The organism is Pseudomonas sp. NPDC087817 (genome assembly GCF_044742875.1).
GTDB lineage: Bacteria > Pseudomonadota > Gammaproteobacteria > Pseudomonadales > Pseudomonadaceae > Aquipseudomonas.
Genome location: NZ_JBIUVJ010000025.1, coordinates 16,697 through 43,148, shown reverse-complemented (window position 1 = coordinate 43,148; position 26,452 = coordinate 16,697). Strand labels below are relative to the sequence as shown.

The following is a 26,452-nucleotide window of genomic DNA, read 5'->3' as shown; positions in this document are numbered from 1 at the left end:
GGGACGCCTGATGTCGACTGTTGCTTGCTGGTTGCGCCAACTGCTGCTGATGGTCGGCCTGTGCCTGCCACCCTCGTTGCACGCCGAGACGTTTCTGCAAAATTCGCTGTGGCGGGTGCAGATCGACCCAGCGACCCTCGCTGTGCAAGTCACTCCGACCAACAGTGCAGCTGTGCAGACCTCGTCTGGTGTTGAAGCACACAAAGTCAGCAACCTGGTACAGCGTGGTAATCACCTCGACTGGCACTGGGACGACGGCGCTTGGTCCCTCAGCGTCGATCTTGATGAGCGTGACCTGTCCTTTTCTATCAGCGCTCGTGATCCCGCCGAACTCGATTTTTTGCGCCAACCCGGCACTGCCATGGGCAAAGGCTTGATCTGGCCCTTGGCCGAAGGGCATTACGTACCGCGTGGCGATCCGGTCTGGCAGGCGTTTCTGTTGAATCAGGGGCCGCTCAACAGCACCCAGGATCTGAGCCTGCCGCTGTGGGGTGTCGAACACGAGGGTTTCAGCCTCAACTGGTTGCTGGGCAATCCCTACAACAATCAACTGCTGTTCAGTGCCGACGGCGACACGCTGGCGTTGGCGGTGCGGCATCAATTCACGCCACTCGCTCCTTCGACGCCGCTGACGTTCAGTCTGTATCTGGGCGAAAGCGACCCGTTGGCGGGAGCCAGACGTTACCGGCAATGGCTGATTGATAACGGTCGTTATGAAACCCTTGCCGGCAAACTTGAGAAAACTCCGCAGGCCGCCAAGCTGCTGGGAGCCAGTCATATCTACCTGTGGGGCAATGATCTACTGGGGCAAAAAGATGTGCAAAACTGGCCGGCACTGCTCGGCAAGTTACGTGGCCAGACGCCTTTGGCCAGTGCGCTGCGCGCCGGCATGGACCGTGAATCCTTGCAGCTGCTTGCCAGCGAAACGGTGCTCAATCGCTACCAGCAAACTGTCGTGTTGCGTGGCCTCAACCGTGCGCTGAACACCCAGGCGCGTAAAACCTGGCAAGCCCGCGCCGAGCCGGACGTACGGGCATTGGTCAAAGGTTACGCAGTGCTGCGCGGGGAATTGGCTGACCAGTTCGCCGAAGCCTTGACTGTCGATCCCAAGCGTTGGGGCAACAGCCTGTCGCTCGATACGGTCGAGCGCTTGCAAAGCGCCGTGCTGTCGCGCTTGTGGCTGGGACTTGGCGAGGGCTGGGAGGGCGGACTCTGGCACCCGGAGGCGGTTAGCGCAGGCGTCAAGGCGGGGTATCTGATCGCGCCGTATGATTCTTACGAAACAGCGCTGAGCCGGGACGAGAACCCGGACTGGACCACGGCGCATCTGGGCGACAGGGCGAACATCGAGTGCGCCATCGTGCTGGAAAGCGGTTTGATGAAGAGCGGCTTTCAGCAGTCGGGACATTACACCGACCCCCGTTGCGTGCGTCCTTTGCTGGAACAGCGGGTCAAAGCCATCAGCACTGCCGCCGGTTTCAACAGCTGGTTCCTCGACGCCTATGCCACAGGCATGGTGTTCGACAGCTACCGTCCCGGCGCCACCATGACTCAGGCACAAAACGCCGAAGGTAACGTCGAAGCTTCGCGCTGGATCAACCAGGCATTGCAACTACCCAGCGGCTCCGAAGACGGCAACGCAACGACGGCTCAAGGCGTGCTGTTCGCCCATGGCATGCAGACGCCGGTGATCGGTTGGGGCGACGCCGACATGAGCAAGAACACTGATTCCGAGTACTTCGTTGGCAAATGGTATCCGCCTGAGCAACCGGCCGTGTTCTTCAAGTCTGTACCGATCAAAGAGCCGTATCGGCGTCTTCATTTTGATCCGGCCAGCCGTTTACCGTTGTACCAGGCGGTGTTCCACGGGTCGCTCATCACCACGCATCACTGGCTTTATGACAGTTTCAAGCTGAGCAATGTACGGGTGGAGAATGAACTGACTCAGTTGCTCTACAACGTACCGCCGCTCTATCACCTGAGTGCGGCAACGCTGGCGCAACGCTTACCGTTGATTGCGCGTCAGGATGCGTTCTTCCGCCCGCTGCACGAGCGCCTGGCGATGCAGAGCCTGATCGGTTTCAAATGGCTGAGCGAGGATCGACGGGTGCAGCAGACTTCCTTTGAAGACGGCACTCGGCTGTTGGCCAATTTCGATCAGGCTTCGCGTGAAGTGCTCGGCCAGACTTTGCCCGGTGAAAGCATTACGGTATTGACGCCCGACGGGGCCGTCAGCCGCTACCGCGTGCAGTCTTCGCCCTGACTCAGCCCTTGCGCCAGACACTCGCCAACCAAGGCTGCTGCTCCCGCGGCAGCCCCGCCGGGCGGAAATAATGCTCCAGCTCTACAAACCCGGCAGCGGTCAACAACCCGCGCCACGCCTCCAGATCGTGATACGAGCCATAACGTGGCCCATTCCAGCCCTCGCGGTTATCCCCGCGCGGATTGGAACTGAACAACACCCCACTCGGTTTCAATGTATCGCGCAGTTGTTGTAGAACCCGTGGCAACTCCTGCAACGGCACATGAAACAGCACCGCGTTGGCGAAGATGCCGTCGAAGCGTTCGGCCGGTAAATCAAGCTTCAGAAAGTCCTGGCACCACACCTCGCAGCCACTGTCCTCGCGGGCCATTTGCGCAAACTTTTCCGATCCGTCGAGGCCGACCGCGACGTGACCCATGCGCGTAAACGTCTGCAAGTCCCGCCCCGGCCCGCAGCCGAAATCGAGAATCGTCAACGGCGCTGTGCCCTGAATGTGCCGCAGGAGCGCGTCGATGTTCTGGCTGACATCGTGATCGCGGGTGCCCTCACGGAAATCTTCTGCCACCGAGTTGTAATGGCCGAGGGTGGTGGCGGTGATCTGTTCGAGGTCGCTGGGGGTCTGCTTCATGGGTGCGGCTGCGTGGCAAAAAGGAGGTGGGGCTGACTATAAGCGCTTTTGTGCTTGAGAGGATTGCAGCCTGCCTCAGGCTTTGGCCGGGAAGCACAAAACGCCAGCGTCTGTGCAATACATATGTACCGCACCTGGCGGTTCGCAACTGGATGCAATGACGCCTGCGCGATAGACGACTATCGCGATATCTGCCCTGTTTTTTTCTTCGGGGGGATTCACTCAAAAAAAAGGATTTTTTATGGGCATTGTTCGTAAACCCGGCGTCACTCCGCCGTCCAGCCGCAGCCCGGTGGACGCAAGCCCATCACGCACAAGACCTGGCAGTGCCACGTTCGGTGATGGGCCTGCGGTGAAAATTTTTCGACCTGACACGGATCAGGCTCAGGTGGAAGTTCCCCGGCAATCTGCCGCCGCAGATTCCATGATCACGGTTTCATCAATGCCGTCGGCTCAGATCCTGCCCATGCATCCGATGGCCGGTTCACTTGCGCGCTACAGCCTGAGAGCGCCGGCCAACCTGCCCGCAGCCAATGCTCTGGGCCTGAGGGTGTTCAAGAGCCGAAATTATGTCGATATCGCGCCCGGCGAGATCGTCCTGGTTCGGGAAACCGGCACGGCCGGTGAATATCGAGCGGCGCTGGTATCTGAATTGGTGGCTTTGGGGCCGGTACTGTTTTACCACCCGCTAAGCAAGACCTGGACGCTCGAACGGCCGCACCCTCTGCCCGAGCCGGGCAAAGTCATTGATATCGACATTGATCAGCTCGTTCGCAAGGTCAGAAAAGAGCATGCCCAGAAGCACCGGGTGCATACCGGAAACGACGATTCGTTTGAGTACTCGGCGGCACAGGAGGGCGCGCTGGTCGCGCGCGGGTTGAAGCAGTTTCCGCCGGAGCAGGCAGCGATCATTCGCTCGGAGCTGCAAGCGGTCGAAAGCATTTTCGCTGATGCGGGACATGCCATTGGCCAGAAGTACAAAGACGCCGACGCGGTTTACGAAAGTTTCTTTGGCGTTGATCACCACGCTGTTGCGCAGCGATTCGCCGACTCAGTCGCTCGAGGCCAGGCGTTGTCCAGTGAGTATCAAGGAACCTGGGGAGACGAGAAATTCGTTGGGGTTGATGCAGACAGCAACAGCGCGGCGTGGATGTACAAAAGAGATTTTCATGGCCGCTTCTTCATCAATCGCAAGTACATGCAGCGCGGGGTTTTGAGCATTTCGCTGGGCCATGAAATGTTGCATACCAACAGAATTGACCGATTCCAGACCATCGGGCCGAACGCGGCGGATTATTTCTATCTGGACAGCCGACTGGGCCTCTTGCTGGATTGGGATACGCTGGCTGATTACGACGTACCGGAGCGCAGTGTTTCTGACGCGATCATGCGCGGCGGTTTGACGGTCGAGTATTTGAACGCCTTTACCAATGACCACGATAACTTCCTGTTCGGTGTCAGCGATTACCTCGGAATCGGCGACGACCTGCCGCTTCAGACGGCGGTTGATCTGTTCAATGCCAACCCGTCACTGCGAGCGCACTTGGCAGTCAACAACGCTGACAGCCTGGTGTACGCGGCAAAAAGCATGCAGACGCTGCATCAAAGCAAAACCGAATTCGCGTGGCTCGACAGCCTGATTGATGATTGAGGGGCACGACCCGAACGAAAAGAGTCGTAGCCTGCGGTATTCGCCATGAGCGCTACCGCAGGCTGCGATCTTCTGATCTGGGTTCAGCGCTTGTTCAAACCCCGCGCCAACCGATCCCCACCCAACTGAATCACCGCCACCAACGCCACCAGCAGCACAATCACCGTGAGCATGATCTGGCTATCGAACCGTTGATAGCCGTAGCGATAGGCAATGTCCCCCAGCCCTCCTGCCCCGATCGCCCCGGCCATGGCCGAGGAGTTGATCATCGTCACCAGGGTGATAGTGAAACCGCCGACAATCCCCGGCAGCGCCTCTGGCAACAGCACATGCCAGACAATGTGCCAGCGCCGGCAACCCATGGCCTGCGCCGCTTCGATCAGACCATGATCGACTTCACGCAGGCTCACCTCGGCAATCCGCGCAAAGAACGGTGTCGCGGCGATGGTCAGCGGCACCACCGCCGCCCACACGCCGTAGGTGGTGCCGACGATCAATCGGGTGAACGGAATCAGCGCGACCATCAGGATCAGAAACGGGATCGAGCGGAACAGGTTCACGAATGCACCCAAGGCGCGGTTCAGCACGGGCGCTTGGTAGATCCCGCCCTTGTCGCTGGTGACCAGAATCACCGCCATGGGAATCCCCACCAGCAGCGCAATCAGTGATGACACGCCGACCATCAAAAACGTGTCGATAAAGCCCTGCAGCAAGCGATCAAACCACATAACCCAAGACCTCCACCCGTTGCGCCCATTGCCCGGCACGCTCGCGCAATTGTTCGGCGCTCGCTGGCGAGCCGCTGACTGCCAGCAAGAGTTGCCCCAGTGCATGGCCCTGGATCCGTTCCACACCACCCTGAAGCAATTTCACCCGGCCACCGAGGGCAGCAAACAGCGCCGCCAGATCCGGCTCGTCACTGGCGCTGCCGGTGAACTGCAAACGCAGCACCACTGCGGCCTCGGAAGAGCGCGGTTGCGCATGCAAGCGGCTTTGCAGTTCTTCCGGCAAGGCGTGTTGCAGCGGCGCGAGCAAGGTCTGGCTGACCTCGTGTTGCGGATTGCCGAAGACTTCCCAGACCGGGCCTTGCTCGACGATACGGCCGTGCTCCAGCACCACGACGCGGTCGCAGATTTCGCGGATTACCGCCATCTCGTGGGTAATCAAAACAATCGTCAGACCGAGGCGCTGGTTGATCTCGCGCAGCAGGCCGAGAATCGACTGGGTGGTTTCCGGATCGAGCGCCGAAGTGGCTTCGTCGCAAAGCAGAATGTCCGGGTCATGCACCAACGCGCGGGCAATGCCGACGCGCTGTTTCTGCCCACCGGAGAGTTGCGCCGGATAGGCCTTGTGCTTGGCTTGCAGGCCGACCAGTTCGAGCAGTTCGCGAACCTTTTTCTCGCGTTGCTCTTTCGGCACGCCAGCGACTTTCAGCGGCAGTTCGACGTTTTGCCAAACGGTCTTGGCCGACATCAGATTGAAGTGCTGAAAGATCATGCCGATCCGGCGGCGCAGGGCGACCAGGCGGTCTTCATCGAACTCGCCGATGTCGACCTGATCGATCAGCACGCGTCCGGAAGTCGGTTGCTCCAGACGATTGATCGTACGGATCAGCGACGACTTGCCGGCGCCGCTGCGGCCGATGATGCCGAACACCTCACCGCGCTGGATCGCCAGATCGATGCCTTGCAGCGCGGCGACCGGGCCCTGGCGGCCGTCATAGGTTTTACCCAGGCCGATGAAGCGCACATGGGCGCGGTTCAACTCAGGATGAAGTTCGGTTTTTTCCGCATTGTGGGGCTCTGGAATTTCCAGTCGCCGTTGGATCGCTGCCGTCATGCTCAGCTTTCCCAACCGGCCTGGTACAGCTTGCCGTGAGCCTTATCCAGCGCCGCGCGAACGGCTGGCGAGTGCTGATAAATGTCGACGAATTTGATCAGGCGCGGATCGGTTTTGCTCTTCGGCTGGATCACGAACTGGATCACGTATTCCTTGTGATCGAGACCGTCGAACAGCAGCGCCGAGCCGGCATCGAAGGTCTTCGCCAGACGAATGTAGGCCGGGTAGCCCTGGACCAGGTCGGCGTCGTCGTAGGCGCGCACCAGTTGCACGGCTTCGACCTGAAGGATTTTGATTTTCTTCGGATTGGCGACGATGTCGTCTTCGGTGGCCTTGTAACCGACGCCCGGTTTCAGCGTGATCAAACCAGCCCTGGCCAATAGTTGCAGACCGCGGCCGCTGTTGATCGGGTCGTTGGCGATGGCGACGCTGGCGCCCTCAGGTAGCTCATCGAAGCTTTTGTATTTCTTCGAGTAGAGGCCGACGTTGTTGATGATCCCCGGGGCGAATGGCACCAGATCAAAACCGGAGGCAGCCTTGGCGTTTTCGAGGAACGGGATGTGCTGGAAGTAGTTCACGTCGATGTCGCCGGCGGCGAGGCTGACGTTCGGCGCGATCCAGTCGGTGAACTCCACCAGTTCGACTTTCAGGCCTTGTTTGGAAGCCTCTTCGACAGCGGCTTCCAGCGGGATGGCGAACGCGGCGGTGGTGCCGATTTTCAACGGAGCGTCGGCAGCGAAGACTGCCGAGCTGAACAGGCCGAGGGCCAGGGCCAGTGCTTTGACTGGGTGGGAGAGGCGATTCTTGGTCATGATGGTTTTTTCCAGTCAGTGCATGAATGAGTGGTTCTGGTCGAGCCTCATCGCTGGCAAGCCAGCTCCCACAAGGATCTGCGGTGTCCACAAAACCTGTGGGAGCTGGCTTGCCAGCGATGCTTTTAGCGGCGGAACGAAGATCCAGTGTGCTGCTCGGGCAAATGTGCCTCGCCGTGAAACAGTTTTTCCCGCAGGCTGCCCGTGTCATACGCAGTCTTGTACGACTCGCGCCGCTGCAACTCCGGAATCACCAGCTCAATGAAATCCACATAGCTTTCCGGGGTGACGATGCGCGTCAGGTTGAAGCCGTCCAGACCGGTTTCAGCGATCCACGATTCCAGCTCGTCTGCCACGTGCTCAGGCGAGCCGACCACGGTGATGTAACGGCCACCGAGGGCGTGCTGGTCGAGCAATTTGCGCCGGGTCCAGTCGTTGTTTTGCAGATTCTTGGTGGCGGACTGGATGGCGTTGCTCTTGACGTACTGGATCGGTTCGTCGATTTCGTACTGGGAAAAGTCGATGCCGGTGGACGCCGAGAAATGCGCCACGCCTGCCTCGGCACTGGCGTAGCTCAGGTACTCGGCGTGCTTGGCCCACGCAGCTTCTTCGGTTTCGCCGACGATCACATTCAGACCCATGAACACCTTGATGTCCTCGGGATTGCGCCCGGCTTCGACGGCGCTGGCACGCACCTTGTCCACTTGCACCTTGGTCGACGGTTTGTTCTGGCCGCTGATGAACACGCACTCGGCGTGGCGCCCGGCGAACAGCAAACCGCGATCGGAACTGCCAGCCTGAAACAGCACCGGCGTGCGTTGCGGCGACGGTTCGCAGAGGTGATAACCCTCGACCTGATAGAACTCGCCCTGGTGCTCGACCTTGTGCACTTTCTCCGGTTGCGCATAGATCCGTTGCTCACGGTCATTGAGCACCGCGCCGTTTTCCCAACTGCCTTCCCAGAGTTTGTAAAGCACTTCCAGGTACTCGTCGGCCTGGTCGTAGCGACGGTCATGCTCGACCTGCTCGCGCAGGCCCATGGCTTTGGCGGCGCTGTCCAGATAGCCGGTGACGATGTTCCAGCCCACCCTGCCACGGCTCAAATGATCAAGGGTCGACATGCGCCTGGCGAACAGATAGGGCGGTTCGTAAGTGAGGTTGGCGGTCAGGCCGAAACCAAGGTTTTTGGTCACAGCGGCCATCGCCGACACCAGCAGCAGCGGATCGTTGACCGGCAACTGGATCGACTCCTTCAGCGTGACATCCACTGAGTTCTGATAGACGTCGTACACGCCGACGATGTCGGCGATGAACAAGCCGTCGAACAGTCCGCGCTCCAGCAATTGCGCCAGTTCGGTCCAGTATTCAATCGTGTTGTAACGGGTGGATGTGTCACGCGGATGGGTCCACAAACCATGGTTGATGTGGCCGATGCAGTTCATGTTGAACGCATTGAGCAGGATCTTTTTCTTCGCCATCAGATGGTCCCCCGCAGTGGCGGGTTTTCATCGTTGAGGTAGTAATTGCCGACCGCGTGATACTTCCAGCGCACCGGGTCGTGCAGGGTATGCACGCGGGCGTTGCGCCAGTGACGGTCGAGGCCGTGCTCGATCAGGGTGGCCTGGCTGCCGGCCAGTTCGAACAGCGTGCTGCCGGCGGCCAGGGAGATTTCGGTGCTGATTGCGCGTGCTTCGGCGACGGCAATCGAGGCGGCGGCGACGGTTTCGGCAGTGGTTTCGGCCTGGGCTTTGTCGAGAAATTCGCCGGAGCGTTCCAGCAACGCCTCGGTGGCATGCAGGCGAATGCTCAAGTGGCCGAAGCTTTTCAGCGTCAGCGGATCTTCGGTGGCTTTGTCGTTGCCGGAATCGATCCACGGCCGGGTTTTGCTGCGCACGAAGTGCAGCGCATCTTCGTAAGCGGCGCGGGCGATGCCGGTGTCGATGGCGGCGTGGAGAATCTGTGCCAGCGGGCCAACGGTGGTTGGACGTTCGAAGGCGCTCTGGAATGGAATCACATCTTCGGCGGCAACGTAGACGTCTTCGAACACCACCGAACCACTGCCGGTGGTGCGCTGGCCGAAGCCGCTCCAGTCGTCGATCACGCTCAGGCCTTTGCTGTCGCGCGGCACGAAGGCCAGTTGCTGCACACCGTTTTCATCGACCACCGAAGTCGGAATGCGCTGCGCATAAATCGCACCGGTCGCATAAAACTTGCGGCCGTTGATGCGGTAGCCGTCGCCGTCACGCTTGAGGCTGGTGACACGGTCGTGGGCGGTTTTGGTGCCCAACTCCGCGAGGGCGTTACCGAAACGTTGGCCGGCCAGTACCTCGGCGTACAGGCGTTGTTTTTGCTCGTGGCTGCCGTTCACGCGCAACACTTCGAGGGCATAGAAATGGTTCTGCGGAATCTGACCGAGAGAGCCGTCAGCCTGAGCGATCAGGGCGATGACTTTGGCCAGGGTCACGTTGGATACGCCGGCGCCGCCGTATTCTTTCGGCACGCTGATGCCCCACAGGCCCGAGCGGGAAAACACGTCGAGTTCCGGCAGCGGCAGGCGACGTTCACGGTCGCGAATGGCGCTGTCGCGTTTGAAATCTTCGGCCAGGTCGCTGGCGACGATCAGGGCTTGCTCATCGCTGGTGATGACCGCGACGGGATGGGAAAAGGTCATAGGTTTTCTCCAGATGTCTGGTCGTCAGATCCAGGAATGGCGAGCCGGCAAAGTGCCGTTGAGGCGATAGGCGCCGACCGCGTGATACTTCCAGCGCACCGGGTCGTGCAGGGTGTGCACGCGGGCATTACGCCAGTGGCGGTCGAGGTTGAATTCGGCGAGCGTCGCGCGGCTGCCGGCCAGTTCGAACAGTTTTTCGCTGGCCAGCAGCGAGATCTCGGTGGTCAGCACTTTGGCCTCGGCCACGGCAATCGAGGCGCGGGCGGCGGAGTCGGCGGTGAGCGGCGCGGCATGCACCTGATCGAGCACTTGCCCGGCCTTGCGCAGCAGCGCTTCGGCGGCGTGCAGTTCGATTTTCAGCTTGCCGATGTCGGCGATCACGTAGAGGTCATCGCTGGCGCGTTCGACCTTGGCGTCGATCCACGGCCGGGCGCGGGTCTTGACGAATTCGATGGCGTCGTCGATGGCGCCACGGGCGATACCGGCATCGATGGCGGCCTGAATCAATTGCGACACGGCGCCTTGGGTATTGGGCTTCTCGTTGATCTTCCAGTTGTCGACCACCAGGCTCGATTCGACGCGCACGTTGTTCAGCAGAATCGTGCCGCTGGCGGTGGTGCGCTGACCGAAGCCCGACCAGTCATCAACAATGCGCAAACCCGGTGTGCCGCGACGGACGAAAGCCAGCACTTGCTTGCCTTCATCGTTGAGCGCCTTGACCGCGACCCAGTGCGCGAACAGTGCGCCGGTGGAGTAGAACTTCTGCCCGTTGATCACGTAGTCATCGCCGTCGGCGGTGATTCGCGCTTTCAGTTCCAGGGTGTTTTTGGTGCCGCGCTCCGGCCCGGCATTGCCGATGCGCCAGCCTTCCAGAACGCTCTGGAACAACTGCTTTTTCTGTTCTTCAGTGGCGCTGCCGAGCACCAGATTGATGATGCCGAACTGGTTCTGCGGGATCTGACCAAGTGCCGGATCTGCTGCGGAAATGATCGCGAACACCTCGGCCAAGGTAACGAACGAAACTTGCGGGCCACCGTATTCGCGCGGAATGGCGATGCTGCCTAGACCGCTGCGGGTGAACTGTTCGATTTCCGACCACGGCAGCTTGCGCTGGCGGTCGCGTTTGGCGGCCTGCACGCGGGCGACTTGCGCCAGCTCATGGGCGGCCTTGATGGCTTGGGCGTCGTTGCGCAAGACCTGCGCGGGCAACAACAATGGGGCGATGTCCAGATCAGACTGGATGGTTGCATCTGCCAGACTGGACATCAGTGCCGCTCCTTGGCTGCACGCAATGCCCTGGCGATCTGCACTGGGGTGATTGTGTTCCGGACCATACTACCTACCTCACATCTCATGAAAAACGCCGCAAAAGTGCGGCGAACGAAAGAATGTCCGGTGGTCCGGTTCATATACCCTAAGCGTGTATTAATTTTAAATAAACTAACTTTTAGGAATATGTATAGAAGGGGCGGTGGTCTGGATGGTTAAGAATTCCAGGGCGATGGAGATAATGAGGTGAGTCAGTATTGTGGTGAGGGGATTTCTCCCCGATGGGGCGCGTACCGGCCCCAGAAAACAGGACTGCTGCGCAGTCCATCGGGGATAAATCCCCTCACCACAGAAGCTCATTTGCCACGGAAAGGGTATTCACTCTTTGTACGATTCAGCGGCTTTGAGCGCCGGCTTCAGCGGCACCTTCAAGTAAGGATTCACACAGCCGATCTTCAATGCCCTTGGCGGTGCCCAGCGAGAGTTATTGCCGACCCGGTCGAGGATGCAATACGTCACGTCCAGGCGCAGATCCTCACCTGCTTCGACAATGACTGATGGCGGCACCCAGACCTGAATCGGCAGTTCGACATCTGCTGCCGTGATCGGCGCCAGATCCATGCGTACGTCGCCCCAACGCAAGGTGATGGCGTCGCCTTCAGCCATGTTCAGGTAGGGCTCGATAGTCAGTGGCACACCGCGTTTGATCTGGTTCGGGTTCACCCCCTGACGGTGAATCGTTTCGGGAATCGTCACTGGCGCCAGTTGCTGGTTTTCGTCACCGCACAGAGCTGACGGCAGGCCGCCGGGGCATTCGAGCTTGACCTCCACCCGCGTTGCCGCCGACAGCGCCGCGCCCTGACCGACTTGCATCACCCGGTAGTGGATGCGCGCAGTGCCGCTGGCAATGAAACTCTCCGGCCCCCGCAGGCTGACCGACGCACCGACGTCCTCGGGTGTGAGCACACGTGAGGCGACATAGCATTTGTTCCAGAACAGTTCGATCAGGTCGCCGCCATCCATGTCGGGGTAGGGCAGCACGTTGACCAACAGATGTCCGGCGTCGGCCAGATTGATGGCGGTTTTTTGCGCTGGCGCCAGGGTCGGCGCTGCGAGTTCGGGGGTATGCGAAGTGCGGGTCATCGATTTCTCTCCTTGAAGCCTTGCAGCGAAGTCCGTTTCTGGAAGAACAAAAGGCGTGTATCAATCAGCAATAAAGTTATGAACTTGTGCTCGTGTTTAATGCTTATTGATTTGGATTAAGTAACGCCCGTTGGCGACTAGATAAGAGTGTGGGGAGAGGGGTGTCAATAGACCGTGTTAGTTAATCCGTAAATTACCGGCTAATCAGAAAGTTCCTACGATGCCGAGGCCATATGCCTAGGTTGCATGGCGAATTGAGCCACGCATCTCAGGGCTTTTCGCTGGTTTTTCCGCGAAGTTATTTGCTACCCAGTCACCCGGCCAGCAACGTCCATCAGACATGTGTTATCTGTTGCAGAACATATACGGGTTCGGTGCGGTGGATGTTTATTTGTGTATGTTTATAAGAGAGGGGAGGCGGGATAAAGATAACTTCCGTCCGTGGAAGTTGGGGTTTGGTACGTTGAAAGTTCTCAGGCGTGATTCAGAAACTTGCTGAGGAATTGTTTGGTGCGTTCTTCTTTCGGGTTGGCAAACAGCGCTTTGGCTTCGCCTTGTTCAACAATCACACCCTTGTCGAAAAACACCACGCGGTTGGCCACGTCGCGGGCGAAACCCATTTCGTGGGTGACGATCACCATGGTGCGTTTCTCCTCGGCGAGGCCGCGGATGGTCGCCAGTACTTCACCCACCAGTTCCGGATCGAGGGCCGAGGTTGGCTCGTCGAAGAGGATCACTTCCGGCTCCATCGCCAGCGCCCGGGCAATTGCCACGCGCTGTTGCTGACCGCCGGACAGACGACGCGGATAGGCGTCTTCCTTGCCGGCGAGACCGACCTTGGCCATCAGCTTCTTGCCCAGGGCAATCGCTGCGTCACGCGGCATCTTCTTGACCACGATCGGGCCTTCGATGACGTTTTCCAGGGCGGTGCGATGGGGGAACAGGTTGAAGTTCTGAAACACGAAGCCCACGTGCTGACGCAGATTGCGCACCAGACTTTGCTGCTGATTCAACGGGCGGCTGGTATCGATCTCGATATCGCCGACCTTGATCCGGCCGCTGGTGGGTTGCTCAAGGAAATTCAGGCAGCGCAGGAACGTCGTTTTCCCCGAACCGCTGGGGCCGATGATCGCGACCACTTCGCCTTCCTTGACCTCGAGGTCGATGCCGTTGAGCACGACTTGACCCTTGAATTGCTTGGTCAGTTTTTCCACGACAATCATCGCGTCAGGACTCCTGGTCGTGCCGATTGACCCGCTCTTCCAACTTGTTCTGGAAGTGCGAAAGCACCGTGGCCAGAATCCAGTAGATCAGCGCGGCGGCAAGATACATGGTGAAGACTTCGAAAGTCCGGGCGGTAATCAACTGTGCCTGACGGAACAGCTCCGGCACCTGAATGGTGGCGGCCAGTGCCGTGTCCTTGACCAGTGAAATGAAGCTGTTGCCCAGCGGCGGCAACGCCGTGCGCATCGCTTGCGGCAGGATGGCCCGGCGCAGCGTTTGCGCGCGGGTCATGCCGATGCTCGCGGCAGCTTCCCATTGACCGCGCTCGATCGAACCGATCGCGGCACGGAGGATTTCACAGGCGTAGGCGGCCATGTTCAGCGAGAAGCCGATCAGCGCCGCTGGCAGCGGATCGAGTTCCAGACCCAGTTGCGGCAAGCCGTAATAGATCACGAACAGCTGCACGAGCAACGGCGTGCCGCGAAAGAACGACACGTAGATGCGCGCCAGCCAACTGACCGACTTGAAGCGCGACAGGCGCATCAGTGCCAGGCCGAAGCCCAGCAACAGGCCGAAGAACATGCCGCCGAGGCTGAGGACTACCGTGTAATACGCGCCCTTGAGCAGAAAGGGCGCGGAGTCCAGTGCGAGTTGGAAAGCTTCTTCCATTATTTAGTGACGTCAGCGTTGAAGTACTTCGTCGACAGCTTCGCCAGGGTGCCGTCGGCACGCAGTTCGTCGAGGGCCTTGTTCACGGCGGCCAGCAGTTCAGGCTCGCCTTTGCGCAGGGCAATACCGGATTCCTGACGGGAGAAGGCTTCACCGGCGGCGACGGTTTTCGGCGCTTTCTTGGCGTACTCAAGTGCGGCCAGACGATCGATCAGAATGGCATCGGTACGACCATTGTTCAGGTCGGCGAACTTGGTCGGATCATCATCGTAGGTACGCACGTCAGCGCCCGGCACGTTGGCGCGGACCCATTGTTCGTAGTTGGTGCCCAGGCCTACACCGACTTTCTTGCCGGACAGGTCATTGGCGGTCTTGATGTTCAGCGCGGCTTCCTTGCTCTTCAGCACCAGCGCCTGAATCCCGGAAACGGTGTACGGTTCGGAGAAGTCATACTTCTTCTTGCGCTCGTCGGAGATGGTCACCTGGTTGACGACGACGTCCAGACGCTTGGATTCCAGCGCTGCGAGGATACCGTCCCACTTGGTCGGCTGAATCTTGGCTTTGACGCCGAGTTTTTGCGCCAGCGCTTCGGAGAGTTCGACTTCGAAACCGGACAGCTTGCCGTCGGCATCGACGAAGCTGAACGGTGGGTAGGTGCCTTCCAGGCCGACGTTGATGACGCCTTTGTCCTTGATCTGTTGCAGCTGCTCACCGGCCACTGCCTGGCTGATCAGACCGGCGCTCAATGCCAGGCCCAGCGAACCTACCAGCAGATTGCGACGTAGTGCGGAAAAATTCATGACAAGCCCCTGTGTTTTCTTATGGAAGACGCTTAAGGAAAGTTTGGCGAATCCGGGAGTTCGACGACAGCGCTATCCTGCCTTAAAGCAGCTTATGCGTCTCCCGCGAATTCCGCCTGCGGCGAGACTATAAGATGCCTGCTTTAGACTTGAAAATACTAAATTTTCGATCCTTTAGTGTTATTTGGAATATGTCGCTGATCCATTGTGGTGAGGGGATTTATCCCCGACCGGCTGCGTAGCAGTCGTAAAACCATTCACATACGCCGGCAGTGGAATAAAAAGGGGGCCGCTTCGCGACCCATCGGTGCGGTGCGACGTTTCGCTAAATCCCCTCGCCACAGGAGTCTCCGCAATCGGGAGGATTAACTTGTGAGCGAATCCTTGTACGCAAACAACGCCGGCGCGCCACCGGTGTGCAGGAAGATGATCGGACCTTCTTCGAAACGCCCGCGACCAATCCCGTCCAGCAACCCGGCCATGGCCTTGCCGGTATAGACCGGATCAAGCAGCACCGCGTCCTGACTCGCCAGCAGTTTCACCGCTGCCAACGTTCCGGCATTCGGCTCGCCATAACGTGGGCCGAAGTATTCGTCCCACAGTTCGACTTTGAAGCTTTCCGGCAGCGCGACGCCGAGCAGATCCGCCGTGCGTTCGGCCAGGCCCTGAACCTTCGGCCGCTGATCTTCTTCACTGCGCGACACGGTCACGCCGATCACCGGCAGTTGCGGCAGCGCTTCGCTTAGCGCCAGCGCGAGGCCGCTGTGTGTTCCGGCGCTGCCCGAGGCCAGCACCACGGCGGCGAAGTCGAGGCCGGTGTCCTTGATCTGCTCGGCGAGCTCAAGGCCAGCGCGCACGTAACCCAGCGCACCGAGCGCGTTGGAGCCACCGATCGGCACCAGATATGGCTTCTTGCCGTTGCTGCGCAGGCGCACCGCGAGGGCGGCCAGTTGTTCATCGGCGTTGTCGAGGTTGTCGACCAGTTCGACCTTGGTGTCGAACAGATCCAGCAACAGCCGATTGCCGTTGCCGGTGTAATTGCTGTCGTCGGTGCCCAGCGGATTTTCCAACAGCGCGACGCAGCCCAGGCCGAGTTTGGCGGCGAGCGCGGCGGTCTGGCGCACGTGGTTCGATTGCAGCGCACCAGCGGTGATCAGCGTGTCGGCACCTTGGGCAAGCGCATCGGCGGCGAGGTATTCGAGTTTGCGCAGCTTGTTGCCGCCCATGGCCAGCGGCGTCAGGTCATCGCGTTTGATGTAAACGTCACGGCCGAGCCAGGTGGACAGGCGCTCAAGTTTTTCCAGAGGTGTCGGTTGGCCGAGCAGGTCGAGGCGGTTAAAGCGGGCAAGCTGTTGTTTGATCGGTTGTGTGGACATGGTTCCGTACTGGCGGAGGAAGATGGAAGGACTATAGGCACGCGCTTTTGCAGGGGCAACCGCGAATCGCTTATAGCCAAATGGACTGAGGCCAGCACTATCGGTTCTTAATTCGCCCTCGCAGGCATGCCGTAAAGTGGTCGCCGTTGACGCGGCCAGACAGTCCGGCCGCTCGTGAGGAGTCTTTACCGTGAGCGAACGTTCCAGCCATTGGCAATTGCAGACCATCGTCAGCCAACTGCGCGGCGCGCGGGATCAGTGGCGTGCACAAAATGGCCGGGCTTCCGGCGAGCAGGGTGGCCGCGAGTTGCCCTCGCGGGCGGCGATGGCGGAGATTCTCGAAGCGCTGTGCGGTGCGTTGTTTCCGATGCGCCTGGGGCCGGTGGATCTGCGCGAAGAGAGTGAGGACTTTTACGTCGGCCATACCCTCGACGTGGCGTTGAACGCGTTGCTGGCACAGACTCGGCTGGAGCTGCGGTATGTCGCCCGGCACAGTGCGCAGGCCGACACCGAAGTCGAGGCCCGCGCAATCCAGATCGTTCAGGATTTTGCCCTCGCCTTGCCGGGCTTGCGCACGCTGCTTGATACCGACGTGCTTGCGGCCTATCACGGTGATCCGGCGGCGCGCAGTGTCGATGAAGTGTTGCTGTGCTACCCGGGGATTCTGGCGGTGATTCACCATCGTCTGGCGCACCATTTGTACCGCGCAGGGCTGCCGTTGCTGGCGCGGATCAGCGCGGAAATTGCGCACTCGGCCACCGGCATCGACATCCATCCGGGCGCGCAGATCGGCCGTAGCTTCTTTATCGATCATGGTACGGGTGTGGTGATTGGCGAAACCGCGATCATCGGTGAGCGGGTGCGGATTTATCAGGCCGTGACCCTGGGCGCCAAGCGCTTCCCGGCGGATGAAGACGGGCAGTTGCAGAAGGGCCATCCGCGCCACCCGATTGTCGAGGATGACGTGGTGATTTATGCCGGGGCGACGATTCTCGGACGGATCACCATTGGCAAGGGTTCGACCATTGGCGGCAACGTCTGGCTGACCAGGAGTGTGCCGGCGGGGTGCAATCTGACCCAGGCCAATTTGCAGCATGATGACGGGACGCAGAAGTAGGTTTCTGAATCTGCGTTGCAGTATCAGGACTCATCGCGAGCAGGCTCGCTCCCACAGTGGAACGCATTCCAAGGTGGGAGCGAGCCTGCTCGCGAATGTTTTAAGGTTGTATCGAGATAATGGCCTTCCGCCAATTCTCCAGTGAACGATTCGCCCCAAACCCACGTCATACCCCTCCTTGAGCTAGCGTAGGAAAACTACCGCCTAGCCGTACGATTAGTCCTTGCGACCCCATCCATGTTTAACTTGAACGTTCATTCAAGTTAAACCGGTGGTTCGCTGCCCGCTCACAACAGGAGGCTTGCCTTTGCTGAGTCCGATCATTTCAGCCACGTTTCAAACCCTCGAGGTGCACGTTTCATGAGTGCATCGTCTACCCCCGCCAGCGGTCTGGTGCGCATGAATCCGCCGGTGTTCTACTTCGCCGCGACGGTCATTCTGTTATTTGGTCTCGTTGTCATCGTCATGCCGGAACAGGCCGGAGCCTGGCTGCTGGAAGCGCAAAACTGGGCGGCCAACACGGTCGGCTGGTACTACATGCTCGCGATGACCCTGTATCTGGTCTTCGTGGTGGTCACCGCGTTATCCGGCTACGGCAAGATAAAACTCGGTGCCGACCACGACGAGCCCGAATTCAGTTACCTGTCCTGGGCCGGCATGCTGTTCGCCGCCGGGATCAGCATCACGCTGTTTTTCTTCTGCGTCTCTGAACCGTTGACCCACATGCTCCAGCCGCCACAGGGCGAGGCGGGCACGGCGGACGCGGCGCGCCAGGCGATGCAGATTCTGTTTCTGCATTGGGGCCTGCATGGCTGGGGCGTTTTTGCCTTCGTCGGCATGGCGCTCGCCTACTTCGCTTACCGGCACAACCTGCCGCTGGCCCTGCGTTCGGCGTTGTATCCGCTGATCGGCAAGCGCATCAACGGCCCCATCGGCTACGCGGTGGACGGCTTCGGCATCATCGCCACGGTGTTTGGTCTGGGTGCCGACATGGGCTTCGGTGTGTTGCACCTCAACTCGGGCCTGGACTACCTGTTCGGCATCGCTCACACCCAGTGGATTCAGGTCGGCCTGATCACGCTGATGATGGGCGCGGCGATCATCGTTGCCGTGTCTGGCGTCGATAAAGGCGTGCGGGTGATGTCCGACATCAACATGCTGCTGGCCTGTGCGCTGCTGCTGTTCGTGTTGTTTGCCGGGCCCACCCAGCACTTGCTCAACACACTTATCCAGAACCTCGGCGACTACCTCGGCGCCTTGCCGATGAAGAGTTTCGACCTCTATGCCTACGACAAACCGAGCGACTGGCTCGGCGGCTGGACCGTGTTTTATTGGGCCTGGTGGATCGCATGGTCGCCGTTCGTGGGCCTGTTCATCGCACGGATTTCCCGTGGTCGGACCATCCGTGAGTTTGTGTTCGGCGTGCTGTTGATCCCGCTCGGTTTCACCTTGGCGTGGATGTCGATCTTCGGCAACAGCGCCCTCGATCAGGTGCTCAATCACGGCATGAGCGCCCTCGGCATGTCGGCCATCGACAACCCGTCGATGAGCATTTACCTGCTGCTGGAAACCTACCCGTGGAGCAAAACCGTCATCGCTGTGACGGTGTTCATCAGCTTCGTCTTCTTCGTCACCTCTGCCGACTCGGGCACTGTGGTGCTCTCGACCTTGTCGGCCAAGGGCGGCAATCCGGACGAAGACGGGCCGAAATGGCTGCGGGTGTTCTGGGGCGCGATGACCGCGCTGATCACCAGCGCGCTGCTGTTCTCCGGCAGCATCGATGCGCTGAAATCGGCGGTGGTGCTGACCTCGCTGCCGTTCTCGCTGATTCTGCTGCTGATGATGTGGGGTCTGCACAAGGCGTTCTACCTGGAATCGCAGAAGCAGATTGCGCAACTGCATTCGCTGGCGCCGGTGTCCGGTGCGCGGCGCGGTACAGGTGGCTGGCGCCAGCGCCTGAGCCAGGCCGTGCACTTCCCGTCGCGAGACGAGGTGTACCGTTTCATGGACACCACCGTGCGCCCGGCAATCGAAGAAGTGACGGCGGTGTTCGTCGAGAAAGGCTTGAATGTGGTCACTCAGCCGGATCCGTCGCATGACAACGTCAGTCTGGAAATCGGCCATGGCGAGCAGCATCCGTTCATCTATCAAGTGCAGATGCGCGGCTACTTCACGCCGTCATTCGCGCGGGGCGGGATGGGCTCCAAACAGCTCAACAATCGCCGCTACTACCGCGCCGAAGTGCACCTGAGCGAGGGCAGTCAGGACTACGATCTGGTCGGCTACACCAAAGAACAGATCATCAACGACATCCTCGATCAGTACGAACGGCACATGCAGTTCCTGCACCTGGTGCGTTGATCTACGGCTGGGCGCCGGGCCGTTTACGACTCGGCGCTCAGCACCATGAACAACACCAGCGCCGCCAGCGGCACGCCGAATACAGCACTGCCGATCGCGATTTCCGACCCCAGCGACTGGCCGGCATGCACCACCCCCACCGCGCCATTGATCACCGTCAACGCCAGCCACAGCGCGGCGAAGCCGTAGGCCATGGTTTGACGGCTGAAGCCGATGCGCTCGCCGATGTAGAGCATCAGGGCCAGAAGGACCAGGCCGAAGAAGATGATGATGGCGGTGTGCATGGGTGTGCCTGCGGCATATGCAGTGTTTGGTCGGACGCCTTCGCGGGCAAGCCCGCTCCCACAGGGTTTGGCGTCGTTCCCAAAGGTTTTATTCAACGCAGAAACCTGTGGAGTGGGCTTGCTTGCGAAGGGGCCACCTCTGTGTCCTTTAGAGCATAGCCAAACTAGCCAACCCCGTATTCGTCAGGTGCTCTCGCGCTCGATGACCTGGCACTGCAGCAGATTAAGTCGTTGCACCTCCTCGGTCGGCAACACGCCAAGGCTTTCCAGCACCCGTGTCGCGGCCAGTACGCCGATCTCCAGTGCCGGGGGTTTGATGGTGCTGAGGCTTGGCAAAAGCATTTCGGCAAACGGGTAATCGCCGAAGCCGAGGACGGCGCAGTCTTCGGGGATCTTGATGCCTGCGCGTTGCCCGGCGAGCAGGCCGCCGGCGGCGAGGTTGTCGTTGGCGAAGATGATCGCGTCGGGGCGTGGTGAGCTATTCATCAGCGCTTCCATGGCTTGTTTGCCAGCTTCGAAAGGCGCGCGGTCGGCGTCCGGGGCGAATACCCAGGGTTCCATTGCAAATGCTCGGACAGTCGCGGCATAACCGTCGCGGCGTTCCAGCGCACTGAAGTCTCCCGGTGCGCTGTTCTGCACGAAAGCGATACGCCGATAGCCTTTGTCGTGCAGATAGCGAGCGGCGCTGACACCGACCTCAAAATGCGAAAAACCGATCTGCATCGGCCCGCGATCCGGCTGGTAATCCCATGTTTCGATCACCGGAACATCGGCCTCGGCAATCATCTTTTCGGTGCCCGCACTGTGGAAGTGACTGGTCAGCACCAACGCTGCCGGTGACCAGCCGAGAAACGCGCGCACCGCGTTTTCTTCCTGCTCGGCGCTGAAGTAACTCGAGGCCAGGAGCAGCTGATAGCCATTGCGACTAAGAGTGTCACTGAAGCCCTGAATGGTGTTGGCGAAGATCGGTCCGGAGATGTTCGGGATTACCATTCCAACGATTTTCCCTCGCGCTGAGGCCAGACCGCCGGCCACTAGATTCGGCACGTAACCCAGTTCTGCGACCACCGCCGCAATGCGTTCACGGCGTTCGGGCGAGACTTGCTCTGGCTGATTGAAATAACGCGATACGGTAATCGCCGACACGCCGGCCTGTCGTGCCACCGCGTTAAGGGTTACACGACCGGCGCCACGGCGTTTGCGGGGCTTCTCTTCGCTCAAGGTTCGATCCTTCTTAAAAACCAAAACGCATATAAAAGTAATTTTTCAGTATTGGACGTTCTATGTACGGCTTGCAGATACTGGCGATGGTAGCGCTAACAAAGCGCATTGTCTGCTACTCGCTCGAGCGAATGCCCACGACACCGATTCAGGCGCTGTCGTCGCAGAACGGCAGCGGTTCAGGGCCAATTTCGAGCGGGCAAACATGCACAACATTCCTGGGGCGACACACAAACTGGCGCAATCGATTCGCGCGGCAGGCTGGCTTTTTACCGGGTTGGCGGCGCTGCCGCTGCCCAATGCATTCGCGGCTGAGAGTGCTGATCAGGAGCCGACACTCAAGTCGGTGACCGTCACGGCGACGCGCCGCGAAGAGTCGCTGCTGAAGGTGCCGGTGGCGGTCTCGGTGATCGACGGCGAACAGCTGGAACGCGACAACCGCAACGGCGTGGCGAGCATCGTCCAGCAAGTGCCGTCGCTGAATTTCCGCACCGGCGCGTCGAACAAGGACACCTCGTTGTTCGTCCGTGGCGTCGGCACGATTTCCACCTCACCCGGCGTCGAGCCGACCGTGGCCACGGTGATTGATGGGGTGGTTTATGCGCGTCCCGGTCAGGCGACCCTCGACCTCCTGGATCTGGAGCGCGTCGAAGTCTTGCGCGGCCCGCAAGGCACGCTGTTCGGCAAGAACGCCTCGGCCGGTGTACTCAACATCACCAGCAAAGCACCGACCGCCGAGACCCACGGTTACATCAATCAGTCCTATTACAGCGGCAACGAAAGCCGCACGCGTTTCGGCATCGGCGGCAGCCTGATTCCGGACACGCTCAAGGGCTCGATCAGCACCTTGTTCGGCAGCTACGACGGCAATGTCGACAACAAACACAACGGTCAGGAGGTCAACGGCTACAACCATCGTGGCGTGCGCGGCAAACTCGAATTCACCCCGAACGATGACGTCACCTTCACCCTGATCGCCGACTACATGCAATCCCACGACGACGGCCCCAATGGTGTGGTGAGCAAGTCACTGACTCCGGCCTTCGCCAATGCGCTGAGCCCGGTCAATGCGACCAGCCACAACCGTGACATCAATACCGACACCCGCAGCCACGTCGAAGACACCAACAAAGGCCTCTCCGGCCAGCTCGACTGGCAACTGGGCGATTACACCCTGACCTCGATCACTGCGTGGCGCGGCTGGGACAACACCCAGTATCAAGACGGCGATCGCCTCGGCACTGTAACGGCGGCGTTCCCCGGCACGGCGGACAAGGGCGATCTGGCCTTCGATCAATACTCGCAGGAGCTGCGTCTGGCATCGCCGAAGGGTGAATTCCTCGAATACGTCGGCGGCCTGTTTTACATGCACGGCAAGGACGACGAAACCTATCAGCGCACGCTGACCACGACCACCAGCGTCAACCGAGGTGTGGCCGATTACAGCACCACCAGCGACAGCTACGCGGCGTTCGGTGAAACGACGTTGAACTTCACTTCGGACTTTCGTGGCATCGCCGGTCTGCGCTACACCCACGATGATCTGGAATACGATCACCGCCGCGTCTCCACCTCGGCGACCACCGTCAGCGGCATCCAGCCGGCGACCAGCAGTTCCGGTTCGGTGGATGAGGACGGCTGGTCCGGCCGCCTCGGCGTGCAGTACGACTTGAGCGACGCAGTCACCACTTACCTGACTTACTCGCGCGGCTACAAAGGCCCGGCCTACAACGTGTTCTTCAACATGCAGCCGCGTGACACCGAAGCACTCAAGCCGGAAACCTCCAACACCTGGGAGGCCGGTATCAAAGCGACGAGCTGGAACAATCGCCTGACCACCAACCTCGCGGTTTTCCACAGCGATTACGACAACTATCAGGCCAATTTTTTCGACACGGTGGCCGGGCAAGTAGTGACGCGCCTGATCAACGCCGGCAGCGTCAGCACCGAGGGCGTCGAACTCGATTACGCGTTGCAGGCGACCCAGCAATTGAAACTCTCCGGCGCACTGGCTTACACCCGTGCACGCATCGACGAATTCGCCTGCCCGGCGGGCGCGGCGGCGTCGTGCAACGTCAACGGCAAACCGCTGCCGTTCAGCCCGGACTGGAAAAGTTACGTGCGCGCCGACTACAGCATCCCGCTGGATAACGGCCTGGATATCGAACTCGGCACCGATTACAGCTGGCAAAGCGAAGTGCAGTACGACATCAGCCAGAACCCCGACACCAAACAGGGCGCCTACGGCCTGTGGAACGCTAGCATCGCCCTGGCCGATTACACCAATGGCTGGCGCGTGGCGCTGCTCGGCAAAAACCTCACCGACAAGTCGTATTCGCCACTGCTCGCCAGCGGCGGCAACTACATCTACCGCGCCGTGCCACGGGATGACGAGCGCTACTTCGGCGTGCAATTACGCAAGGATTTCTGAGATGAGCAGACAGCTGAAGCTTGGTGCGTTCCTCATGGCCACCGGGCACCACGTTGCCGCGTGGCGTCATCCGGATGTGCCGGCCAATGCCGGTCTCGATTTCGCCCATTACAAACGGCTGGCGCAGATTGCCGAGGCGGCGAAGTTCGATGCGCTGTTCGTTGCCGACAGCGTCGCCGCGCCGACCCAGGACATCGCCAGTCGCATGGCGCGCTCGGATCACTTCGAGCCACTGACGTTACTTTCGGCATTGAGTGCGGTGACCGAGCACATCGGCCTGATCGCCACGGCCACCACCAGCTACAACGAGCCGTACCATGTGGCGCGTAAATTTGCTTCGCTGGATCATTTGTCGGGTGGGCGAGCGGGGTGGAATCTGGTGACTTCGGATAACGCCGCCGAAGCTCTGAATTTCGGTCGCGAGGAGCATATCGGCCACGCTGAACGCTACAGCCGTGCCCGTGAATTTCATCAGGTGGTGACCGGGCTCTGGGACAGTTGGGAGGATGATGCCTTTCACCGCAACAAGGCCAGCGGTGTGTATTACGACCCGGAAAAGCTCCACGTGCTCGATCACGTCGGCGAGCACTTTCGCGTCAAAGGTCCGCTGAACGTCGCACGCTCACCTCAGGGGCAACCGGTGATTGTGCAGGCAGGCTCCTCCGAAACCGGGCGCGAACTGGCGGCGCAAACGGCTGAAGTGGTGTTCACCGCACAGACTTCATTGGCCGGCGCGCAAGCGTTCTATGCCGACCTCAAAGGGCGTTTGCCCAATTACGGCCGCAGTGCCGATTCGTTGAAAATCATGCCCGGAGTTTTTGTCGTCGTCGGACAGACGGAAGCCGAGGCGAAGGAAAAATGTGAAACGTTTCAGCAATTAGTCGAACCCGAGGTTGGCGTCGCCTTGCTTGGGCGTATGCTGGGCAACTTCGACTTGTCGAAGTACCCGCTGGACGGGCCACTGCCCGAGTTGCCGCTGACTGACAGCGGACAGCAGAGTCGGCAGAAGTTGCTGACCGAACTGGCGGGGCGGGAAAACCTCACGCTGGCTGAGCTGGGCCGCAAGATTGCTGGCGGGCGAGGGCATTACACTCTGGTGGGCACGCCGGTACAGATTGCCGATCGCTTGCAGGAGTGGTTCGAGCAGGGCGCTGCGGACGGCTTCAACGTGCTGGTGCCACATCTGCCGGGCGGGCTCGAAGATTTCGCCAATGCCGTGGTGCCGGAACTGCAACGGCGTGGGCTGTTCAGAACCGAGTATGAGGGTCGGACATTGCGCGACAACCTAGGCCTGGCCCGGCCCAAAAACAGATTTTTGTGATTGATAGAGCTGTTGTGGTGAGGGGATTTATCCCCGATGGACGGCGCAGCCGCCCCAAAAAATCTGAACAGTAACCGCAGATTTTGGGGCCGCTTCGCGACCCATCGGGGATAAATCCCCTCACCACAAAGTGTTCGACTTCAGATGACCAAAAGACAGACAAGAGAGGATTCGATGACTTACACCGCTGCCGAAAACCGCTATGACTCCATCCCTTACCGCCGCGTCGGTCGCAGCGGTCTGGTGCTGCCGGCGCTGTCACTGGGCCTGTGGCACAACTTCGGCGACAGCACGCCGATCGACACCCAGCGCGCCTTGCTGCGCACCGCCTTCGACTTAGGGATCAACCACTTCGACCTGGCCAACAACTACGGCCCGCCGTACGGCAGCGCCGAAACCAATTTCGGTCGCCTTCTGCGCGAAGACTTCAAGCAGTACCGCGACGAACTGATCATCTCCAGCAAGGCCGGTTGGGACATGTGGCCCGGCCCTTATGGCCAGGGCGGCGGTTCGCGCAAATACGTGCTGGCCAGCCTCGACCAGAGCCTGCAGCGCCTCGGTCTGGATTATGTGGATATCTTTTATTCGCACCGCTTCGACCCGGACACCCCGCTGGAAGAAACCGCCAGCGCCCTCGCCACTGCGGTTCAGCAGGGCAAGGCGCTGTACATCGGTATCTCGTCGTATTCCGGGGTGAAAACCCGCGAAATCGCCGCGTTGCTGAAAGAGTGGAAAGTGCCGCTGTTGATCCATCAACCGGCGTACAACCTGCTCAACCGCTGGGTGGAAAAGGATCTGCTCGATACCACCGAGGAACTCGGCACGGGCGTCATCGCTTTCACGCCATTGGCGCAGGGCCTGTTGACCGACAAATACCTCAACGGCGTACCGGAAGATGCGCGGGTCAATCGCCCGGGCGGCGGATCGCTGCAGGCTTCGCACTTGTCCGAGGCGAACATCGCGCATGTGCGTGCGTTGAACGAGATCGCCAAACGTCGTGGGCAGAGCCTGGCGCAACTGGCGCTGGCGTGGACCCTGCGTGATCCACGAGTGACCTCGGCGCTGATCGGTGCGAGCCGGCCGGAGCAGATTATCGAGAACGTCGGAGCGTTGAAGAATTTGAGCTTCAGTGCTGAAGAGTTGGCGGAGATTGACCGGTTTGCCCAAGAGGGCGGGATCAATCTGTGGGAGAAGCCTTCGACGGCGGAATAAGTGACTGGCGCCGAATGATTCGGCGCCTGCTCTGACGCTTTCGCGGGCAAGCCCGCTCCCACAGGGTTCCAGTCGTACACAAAAGCTGTGAACGGCGCTGTACCTGTGGGAGCGGGCTTGCCCGCGAAGGGGTCAGTTCAGACAACGAGGAAACCGGGTC

At 60.1% G+C, this 26,452-nt stretch carries 21 protein-coding genes; 7 read left to right on the top strand and 14 right to left on the bottom strand.

Features of this window, described 5'->3' with window-relative positions; all coding sequences use genetic code 11:
- Positions 1 to 10: 10 nt before the first annotated feature.
- Positions 11 to 2,263 carry a glycoside hydrolase gene (locus ACIONG_RS17245; protein WP_401301327.1) on the top strand — a complete coding sequence of 751 codons (2,253 nt, stop codon included), beginning with the start codon at positions 11 to 13 and terminating at the stop codon, positions 2,261 to 2,263.
- A 1-nt stretch (position 2,264) separates the two neighbouring features.
- Here the strand turns inward: ACIONG_RS17245 and ACIONG_RS17240 are convergent, their stop codons facing one another.
- Entirely contained in the window at positions 2,265 to 2,891 is a 627-nt protein-coding gene (locus ACIONG_RS17240) for a class I SAM-dependent methyltransferase (RefSeq protein ID WP_401301324.1), read from the bottom strand.
- 241 nt (positions 2,892 to 3,132) lie between these two features.
- Between ACIONG_RS17240 and ACIONG_RS17235 the strand changes: the two genes are divergently transcribed.
- Entirely contained in the window at positions 3,133 to 4,542 is a 1,410-nt protein-coding gene (locus ACIONG_RS17235; protein WP_401301321.1) for a hypothetical protein, read from the top strand.
- Positions 4,543 to 4,625: 83 nt separating this feature from the next.
- Here ACIONG_RS17235 and ACIONG_RS17230 read toward each other — a convergent pair whose 3' ends face one another.
- From ACIONG_RS17230 to ACIONG_RS17180, 11 genes are all read right to left on the bottom strand, one after another.
- Positions 4,626 to 5,270, bottom strand: a complete 645-nt coding sequence (locus tag ACIONG_RS17230) for a methionine ABC transporter permease (RefSeq protein WP_064116958.1) — start codon at positions 5,268 to 5,270, stop codon at positions 4,626 to 4,628.
- Positions 5,260 to 6,381: a methionine ABC transporter ATP-binding protein gene (locus ACIONG_RS17225; RefSeq protein WP_401301318.1), complete on the bottom strand. Its 1,122-nt coding sequence runs from the start codon at positions 6,379 to 6,381 to the stop codon at positions 5,260 to 5,262. The genes ACIONG_RS17230 and ACIONG_RS17225 overlap by 11 nt, the downstream gene beginning before the upstream one ends.
- Positions 6,382 to 6,383: 2 nt before the next feature.
- Positions 6,384 to 7,193: a MetQ/NlpA family ABC transporter substrate-binding protein gene (locus tag ACIONG_RS17220; RefSeq protein ID WP_401301315.1), complete on the bottom strand. Its 810-nt coding sequence runs from the start codon at positions 7,191 to 7,193 to the stop codon at positions 6,384 to 6,386.
- Between the two features lie 125 nt (positions 7,194 to 7,318).
- On the bottom strand, positions 7,319 to 8,671 hold the full coding sequence (locus ACIONG_RS17215; protein WP_103304115.1) for an LLM class flavin-dependent oxidoreductase: 1,353 nt from the start codon (positions 8,669 to 8,671) through the stop codon (positions 7,319 to 7,321).
- Positions 8,671 to 9,864 carry an SfnB family sulfur acquisition oxidoreductase gene (locus tag ACIONG_RS17210; RefSeq protein ID WP_401301311.1) on the bottom strand — a complete coding sequence of 398 codons (1,194 nt, stop codon included), beginning with the start codon at positions 9,862 to 9,864 and terminating at the stop codon, positions 8,671 to 8,673. The genes ACIONG_RS17215 and ACIONG_RS17210 overlap by 1 nt, the downstream gene beginning before the upstream one ends.
- A gap of 24 nt (positions 9,865 to 9,888) precedes the next feature.
- The gene (locus ACIONG_RS17205; RefSeq protein ID WP_401301308.1) at positions 9,889 to 11,130 is read right to left on the bottom strand and encodes an SfnB family sulfur acquisition oxidoreductase; all 1,242 of its coding nucleotides are present in this window, start codon (positions 11,128 to 11,130) and stop codon (positions 9,889 to 9,891) included.
- A 381-nt stretch (positions 11,131 to 11,511) separates the two neighbouring features.
- On the bottom strand, positions 11,512 to 12,276 hold the full coding sequence (locus ACIONG_RS17200) for a hypothetical protein (RefSeq protein WP_401301305.1): 765 nt from the start codon (positions 12,274 to 12,276) through the stop codon (positions 11,512 to 11,514).
- Positions 12,277 to 12,749: 473 nt separating this feature from the next.
- Positions 12,750 to 13,499: an L-cystine ABC transporter ATP-binding protein TcyN gene (gene tcyN / locus ACIONG_RS17195; RefSeq protein ID WP_213027224.1), complete on the bottom strand. Its 750-nt coding sequence runs from the start codon at positions 13,497 to 13,499 to the stop codon at positions 12,750 to 12,752.
- 4 nt (positions 13,500 to 13,503) lie between these two features.
- On the bottom strand, positions 13,504 to 14,169 hold the full coding sequence (gene tcyL, locus ACIONG_RS17190) for a cystine ABC transporter permease (RefSeq protein WP_007918741.1): 666 nt from the start codon (positions 14,167 to 14,169) through the stop codon (positions 13,504 to 13,506).
- Positions 14,169 to 14,969: a cystine ABC transporter substrate-binding protein gene (gene tcyJ / locus ACIONG_RS17185; RefSeq protein ID WP_103304120.1), complete on the bottom strand. Its 801-nt coding sequence runs from the start codon at positions 14,967 to 14,969 to the stop codon at positions 14,169 to 14,171. Before tcyJ ends, tcyL begins: the two co-directional genes overlap by 1 nt.
- A gap of 365 nt (positions 14,970 to 15,334) precedes the next feature.
- Positions 15,335 to 16,345: a D-cysteine desulfhydrase gene (locus tag ACIONG_RS17180; protein ID WP_103304121.1), complete on the bottom strand. Its 1,011-nt coding sequence runs from the start codon at positions 16,343 to 16,345 to the stop codon at positions 15,335 to 15,337.
- Positions 16,346 to 16,535: 190 nt separating this feature from the next.
- On the opposite strand from ACIONG_RS17180, the gene epsC reads away from it, so the two are divergent.
- Positions 16,536 to 17,462 carry a serine O-acetyltransferase EpsC gene (gene epsC, locus ACIONG_RS17175; RefSeq protein ID WP_103304122.1) on the top strand — a complete coding sequence of 309 codons (927 nt, stop codon included), beginning with the start codon at positions 16,536 to 16,538 and terminating at the stop codon, positions 17,460 to 17,462.
- Between the two features lie 399 nt (positions 17,463 to 17,861).
- Complete coding sequence (gene betT, locus ACIONG_RS17170; RefSeq protein ID WP_401301367.1) at positions 17,862 to 19,823, top strand: choline transporter BetT; 1,962 nt, start codon at positions 17,862 to 17,864, stop codon at positions 19,821 to 19,823.
- Positions 19,824 to 19,846: 23 nt separating this feature from the next.
- Here betT and ACIONG_RS17165 read toward each other — a convergent pair whose 3' ends face one another.
- Positions 19,847 to 20,107, bottom strand: a complete 261-nt coding sequence (locus tag ACIONG_RS17165) for a hypothetical protein (RefSeq protein WP_103304124.1) — start codon at positions 20,105 to 20,107, stop codon at positions 19,847 to 19,849.
- A 183-nt stretch (positions 20,108 to 20,290) separates the two neighbouring features.
- The gene (locus ACIONG_RS17160; protein ID WP_401301299.1) at positions 20,291 to 21,328 is read right to left on the bottom strand and encodes a LacI family DNA-binding transcriptional regulator; all 1,038 of its coding nucleotides are present in this window, start codon (positions 21,326 to 21,328) and stop codon (positions 20,291 to 20,293) included.
- A 205-nt stretch (positions 21,329 to 21,533) separates the two neighbouring features.
- Between ACIONG_RS17160 and ACIONG_RS17155 the strand changes: the two genes are divergently transcribed.
- From ACIONG_RS17155 to mgrA, 3 genes are all read left to right on the top strand, one after another.
- Positions 21,534 to 23,759 (top strand): TonB-dependent receptor, encoded by a 2,226-nt coding sequence (locus ACIONG_RS17155; RefSeq protein WP_401301296.1) that lies wholly within the window; start codon positions 21,534 to 21,536, stop codon positions 23,757 to 23,759.
- A gap of 1 nt (position 23,760) precedes the next feature.
- A complete protein-coding gene (locus ACIONG_RS17150) occupies positions 23,761 to 25,080 on the top strand; it encodes an LLM class flavin-dependent oxidoreductase (protein WP_401301293.1) in 1,320 nt (439 codons plus the stop codon).
- 174 nt (positions 25,081 to 25,254) lie between these two features.
- On the top strand, positions 25,255 to 26,292 hold the full coding sequence (gene mgrA / locus ACIONG_RS17145; protein WP_315445213.1) for an L-glyceraldehyde 3-phosphate reductase: 1,038 nt from the start codon (positions 25,255 to 25,257) through the stop codon (positions 26,290 to 26,292).
- Positions 26,293 to 26,452: the final 160 nt, after the last annotated feature.

Excerpts from the sequence above, each read along its gene's own strand:
- ACIONG_RS17245 (WP_401301327.1), top strand. The coding sequence starts at position 11 with ATGTCGACTGTTGCTTGCTGGTTGCGCCAACTGCTGCTGATGGTCGGC.
- ACIONG_RS17240 (WP_401301324.1), bottom strand. The coding sequence starts at position 2,891 with ATGAAGCAGACCCCCAGCGACCTCGAACAGATCACCGCCACCACCCTC.
- ACIONG_RS17235 (WP_401301321.1), top strand. The coding sequence starts at position 3,133 with ATGGGCATTGTTCGTAAACCCGGCGTCACTCCGCCGTCCAGCCGCAGC.
- ACIONG_RS17230 (WP_064116958.1), bottom strand. The coding sequence starts at position 5,270 with ATGTGGTTTGATCGCTTGCTGCAGGGCTTTATCGACACGTTTTTGATG.
- ACIONG_RS17225 (WP_401301318.1), bottom strand. The coding sequence starts at position 6,381 with ATGACGGCAGCGATCCAACGGCGACTGGAAATTCCAGAGCCCCACAAT.
- ACIONG_RS17220 (WP_401301315.1), bottom strand. The coding sequence starts at position 7,193 with ATGACCAAGAATCGCCTCTCCCACCCAGTCAAAGCACTGGCCCTGGCC.
- ACIONG_RS17215 (WP_103304115.1), bottom strand. The coding sequence starts at position 8,671 with ATGGCGAAGAAAAAGATCCTGCTCAATGCGTTCAACATGAACTGCATC.
- ACIONG_RS17210 (WP_401301311.1), bottom strand. The coding sequence starts at position 9,864 with ATGACCTTTTCCCATCCCGTCGCGGTCATCACCAGCGATGAGCAAGCC.
- ACIONG_RS17205 (WP_401301308.1), bottom strand. The coding sequence starts at position 11,130 with ATGTCCAGTCTGGCAGATGCAACCATCCAGTCTGATCTGGACATCGCC.
- ACIONG_RS17200 (WP_401301305.1), bottom strand. The coding sequence starts at position 12,276 with ATGACCCGCACTTCGCATACCCCCGAACTCGCAGCGCCGACCCTGGCG.
- tcyN (WP_213027224.1), bottom strand. The coding sequence starts at position 13,499 with ATGATTGTCGTGGAAAAACTGACCAAGCAATTCAAGGGTCAAGTCGTG.
- tcyL (WP_007918741.1), bottom strand. The coding sequence starts at position 14,169 with ATGGAAGAAGCTTTCCAACTCGCACTGGACTCCGCGCCCTTTCTGCTC.
- tcyJ (WP_103304120.1), bottom strand. The coding sequence starts at position 14,969 with ATGAATTTTTCCGCACTACGTCGCAATCTGCTGGTAGGTTCGCTGGGC.
- ACIONG_RS17180 (WP_103304121.1), bottom strand. The coding sequence starts at position 16,345 with ATGTCCACACAACCGATCAAACAACAGCTTGCCCGCTTTAACCGCCTC.
- betT (WP_401301367.1), top strand. The coding sequence starts at position 17,862 with ATGAATCCGCCGGTGTTCTACTTCGCCGCGACGGTCATTCTGTTATTT.
- ACIONG_RS17165 (WP_103304124.1), bottom strand. The coding sequence starts at position 20,107 with ATGCACACCGCCATCATCATCTTCTTCGGCCTGGTCCTTCTGGCCCTG.
- ACIONG_RS17155 (WP_401301296.1), top strand. The coding sequence starts at position 21,534 with ATGCACAACATTCCTGGGGCGACACACAAACTGGCGCAATCGATTCGC.
- ACIONG_RS17150 (WP_401301293.1), top strand. The coding sequence starts at position 23,761 with ATGAGCAGACAGCTGAAGCTTGGTGCGTTCCTCATGGCCACCGGGCAC.
- mgrA (WP_315445213.1), top strand. The coding sequence starts at position 25,255 with ATGACTTACACCGCTGCCGAAAACCGCTATGACTCCATCCCTTACCGC.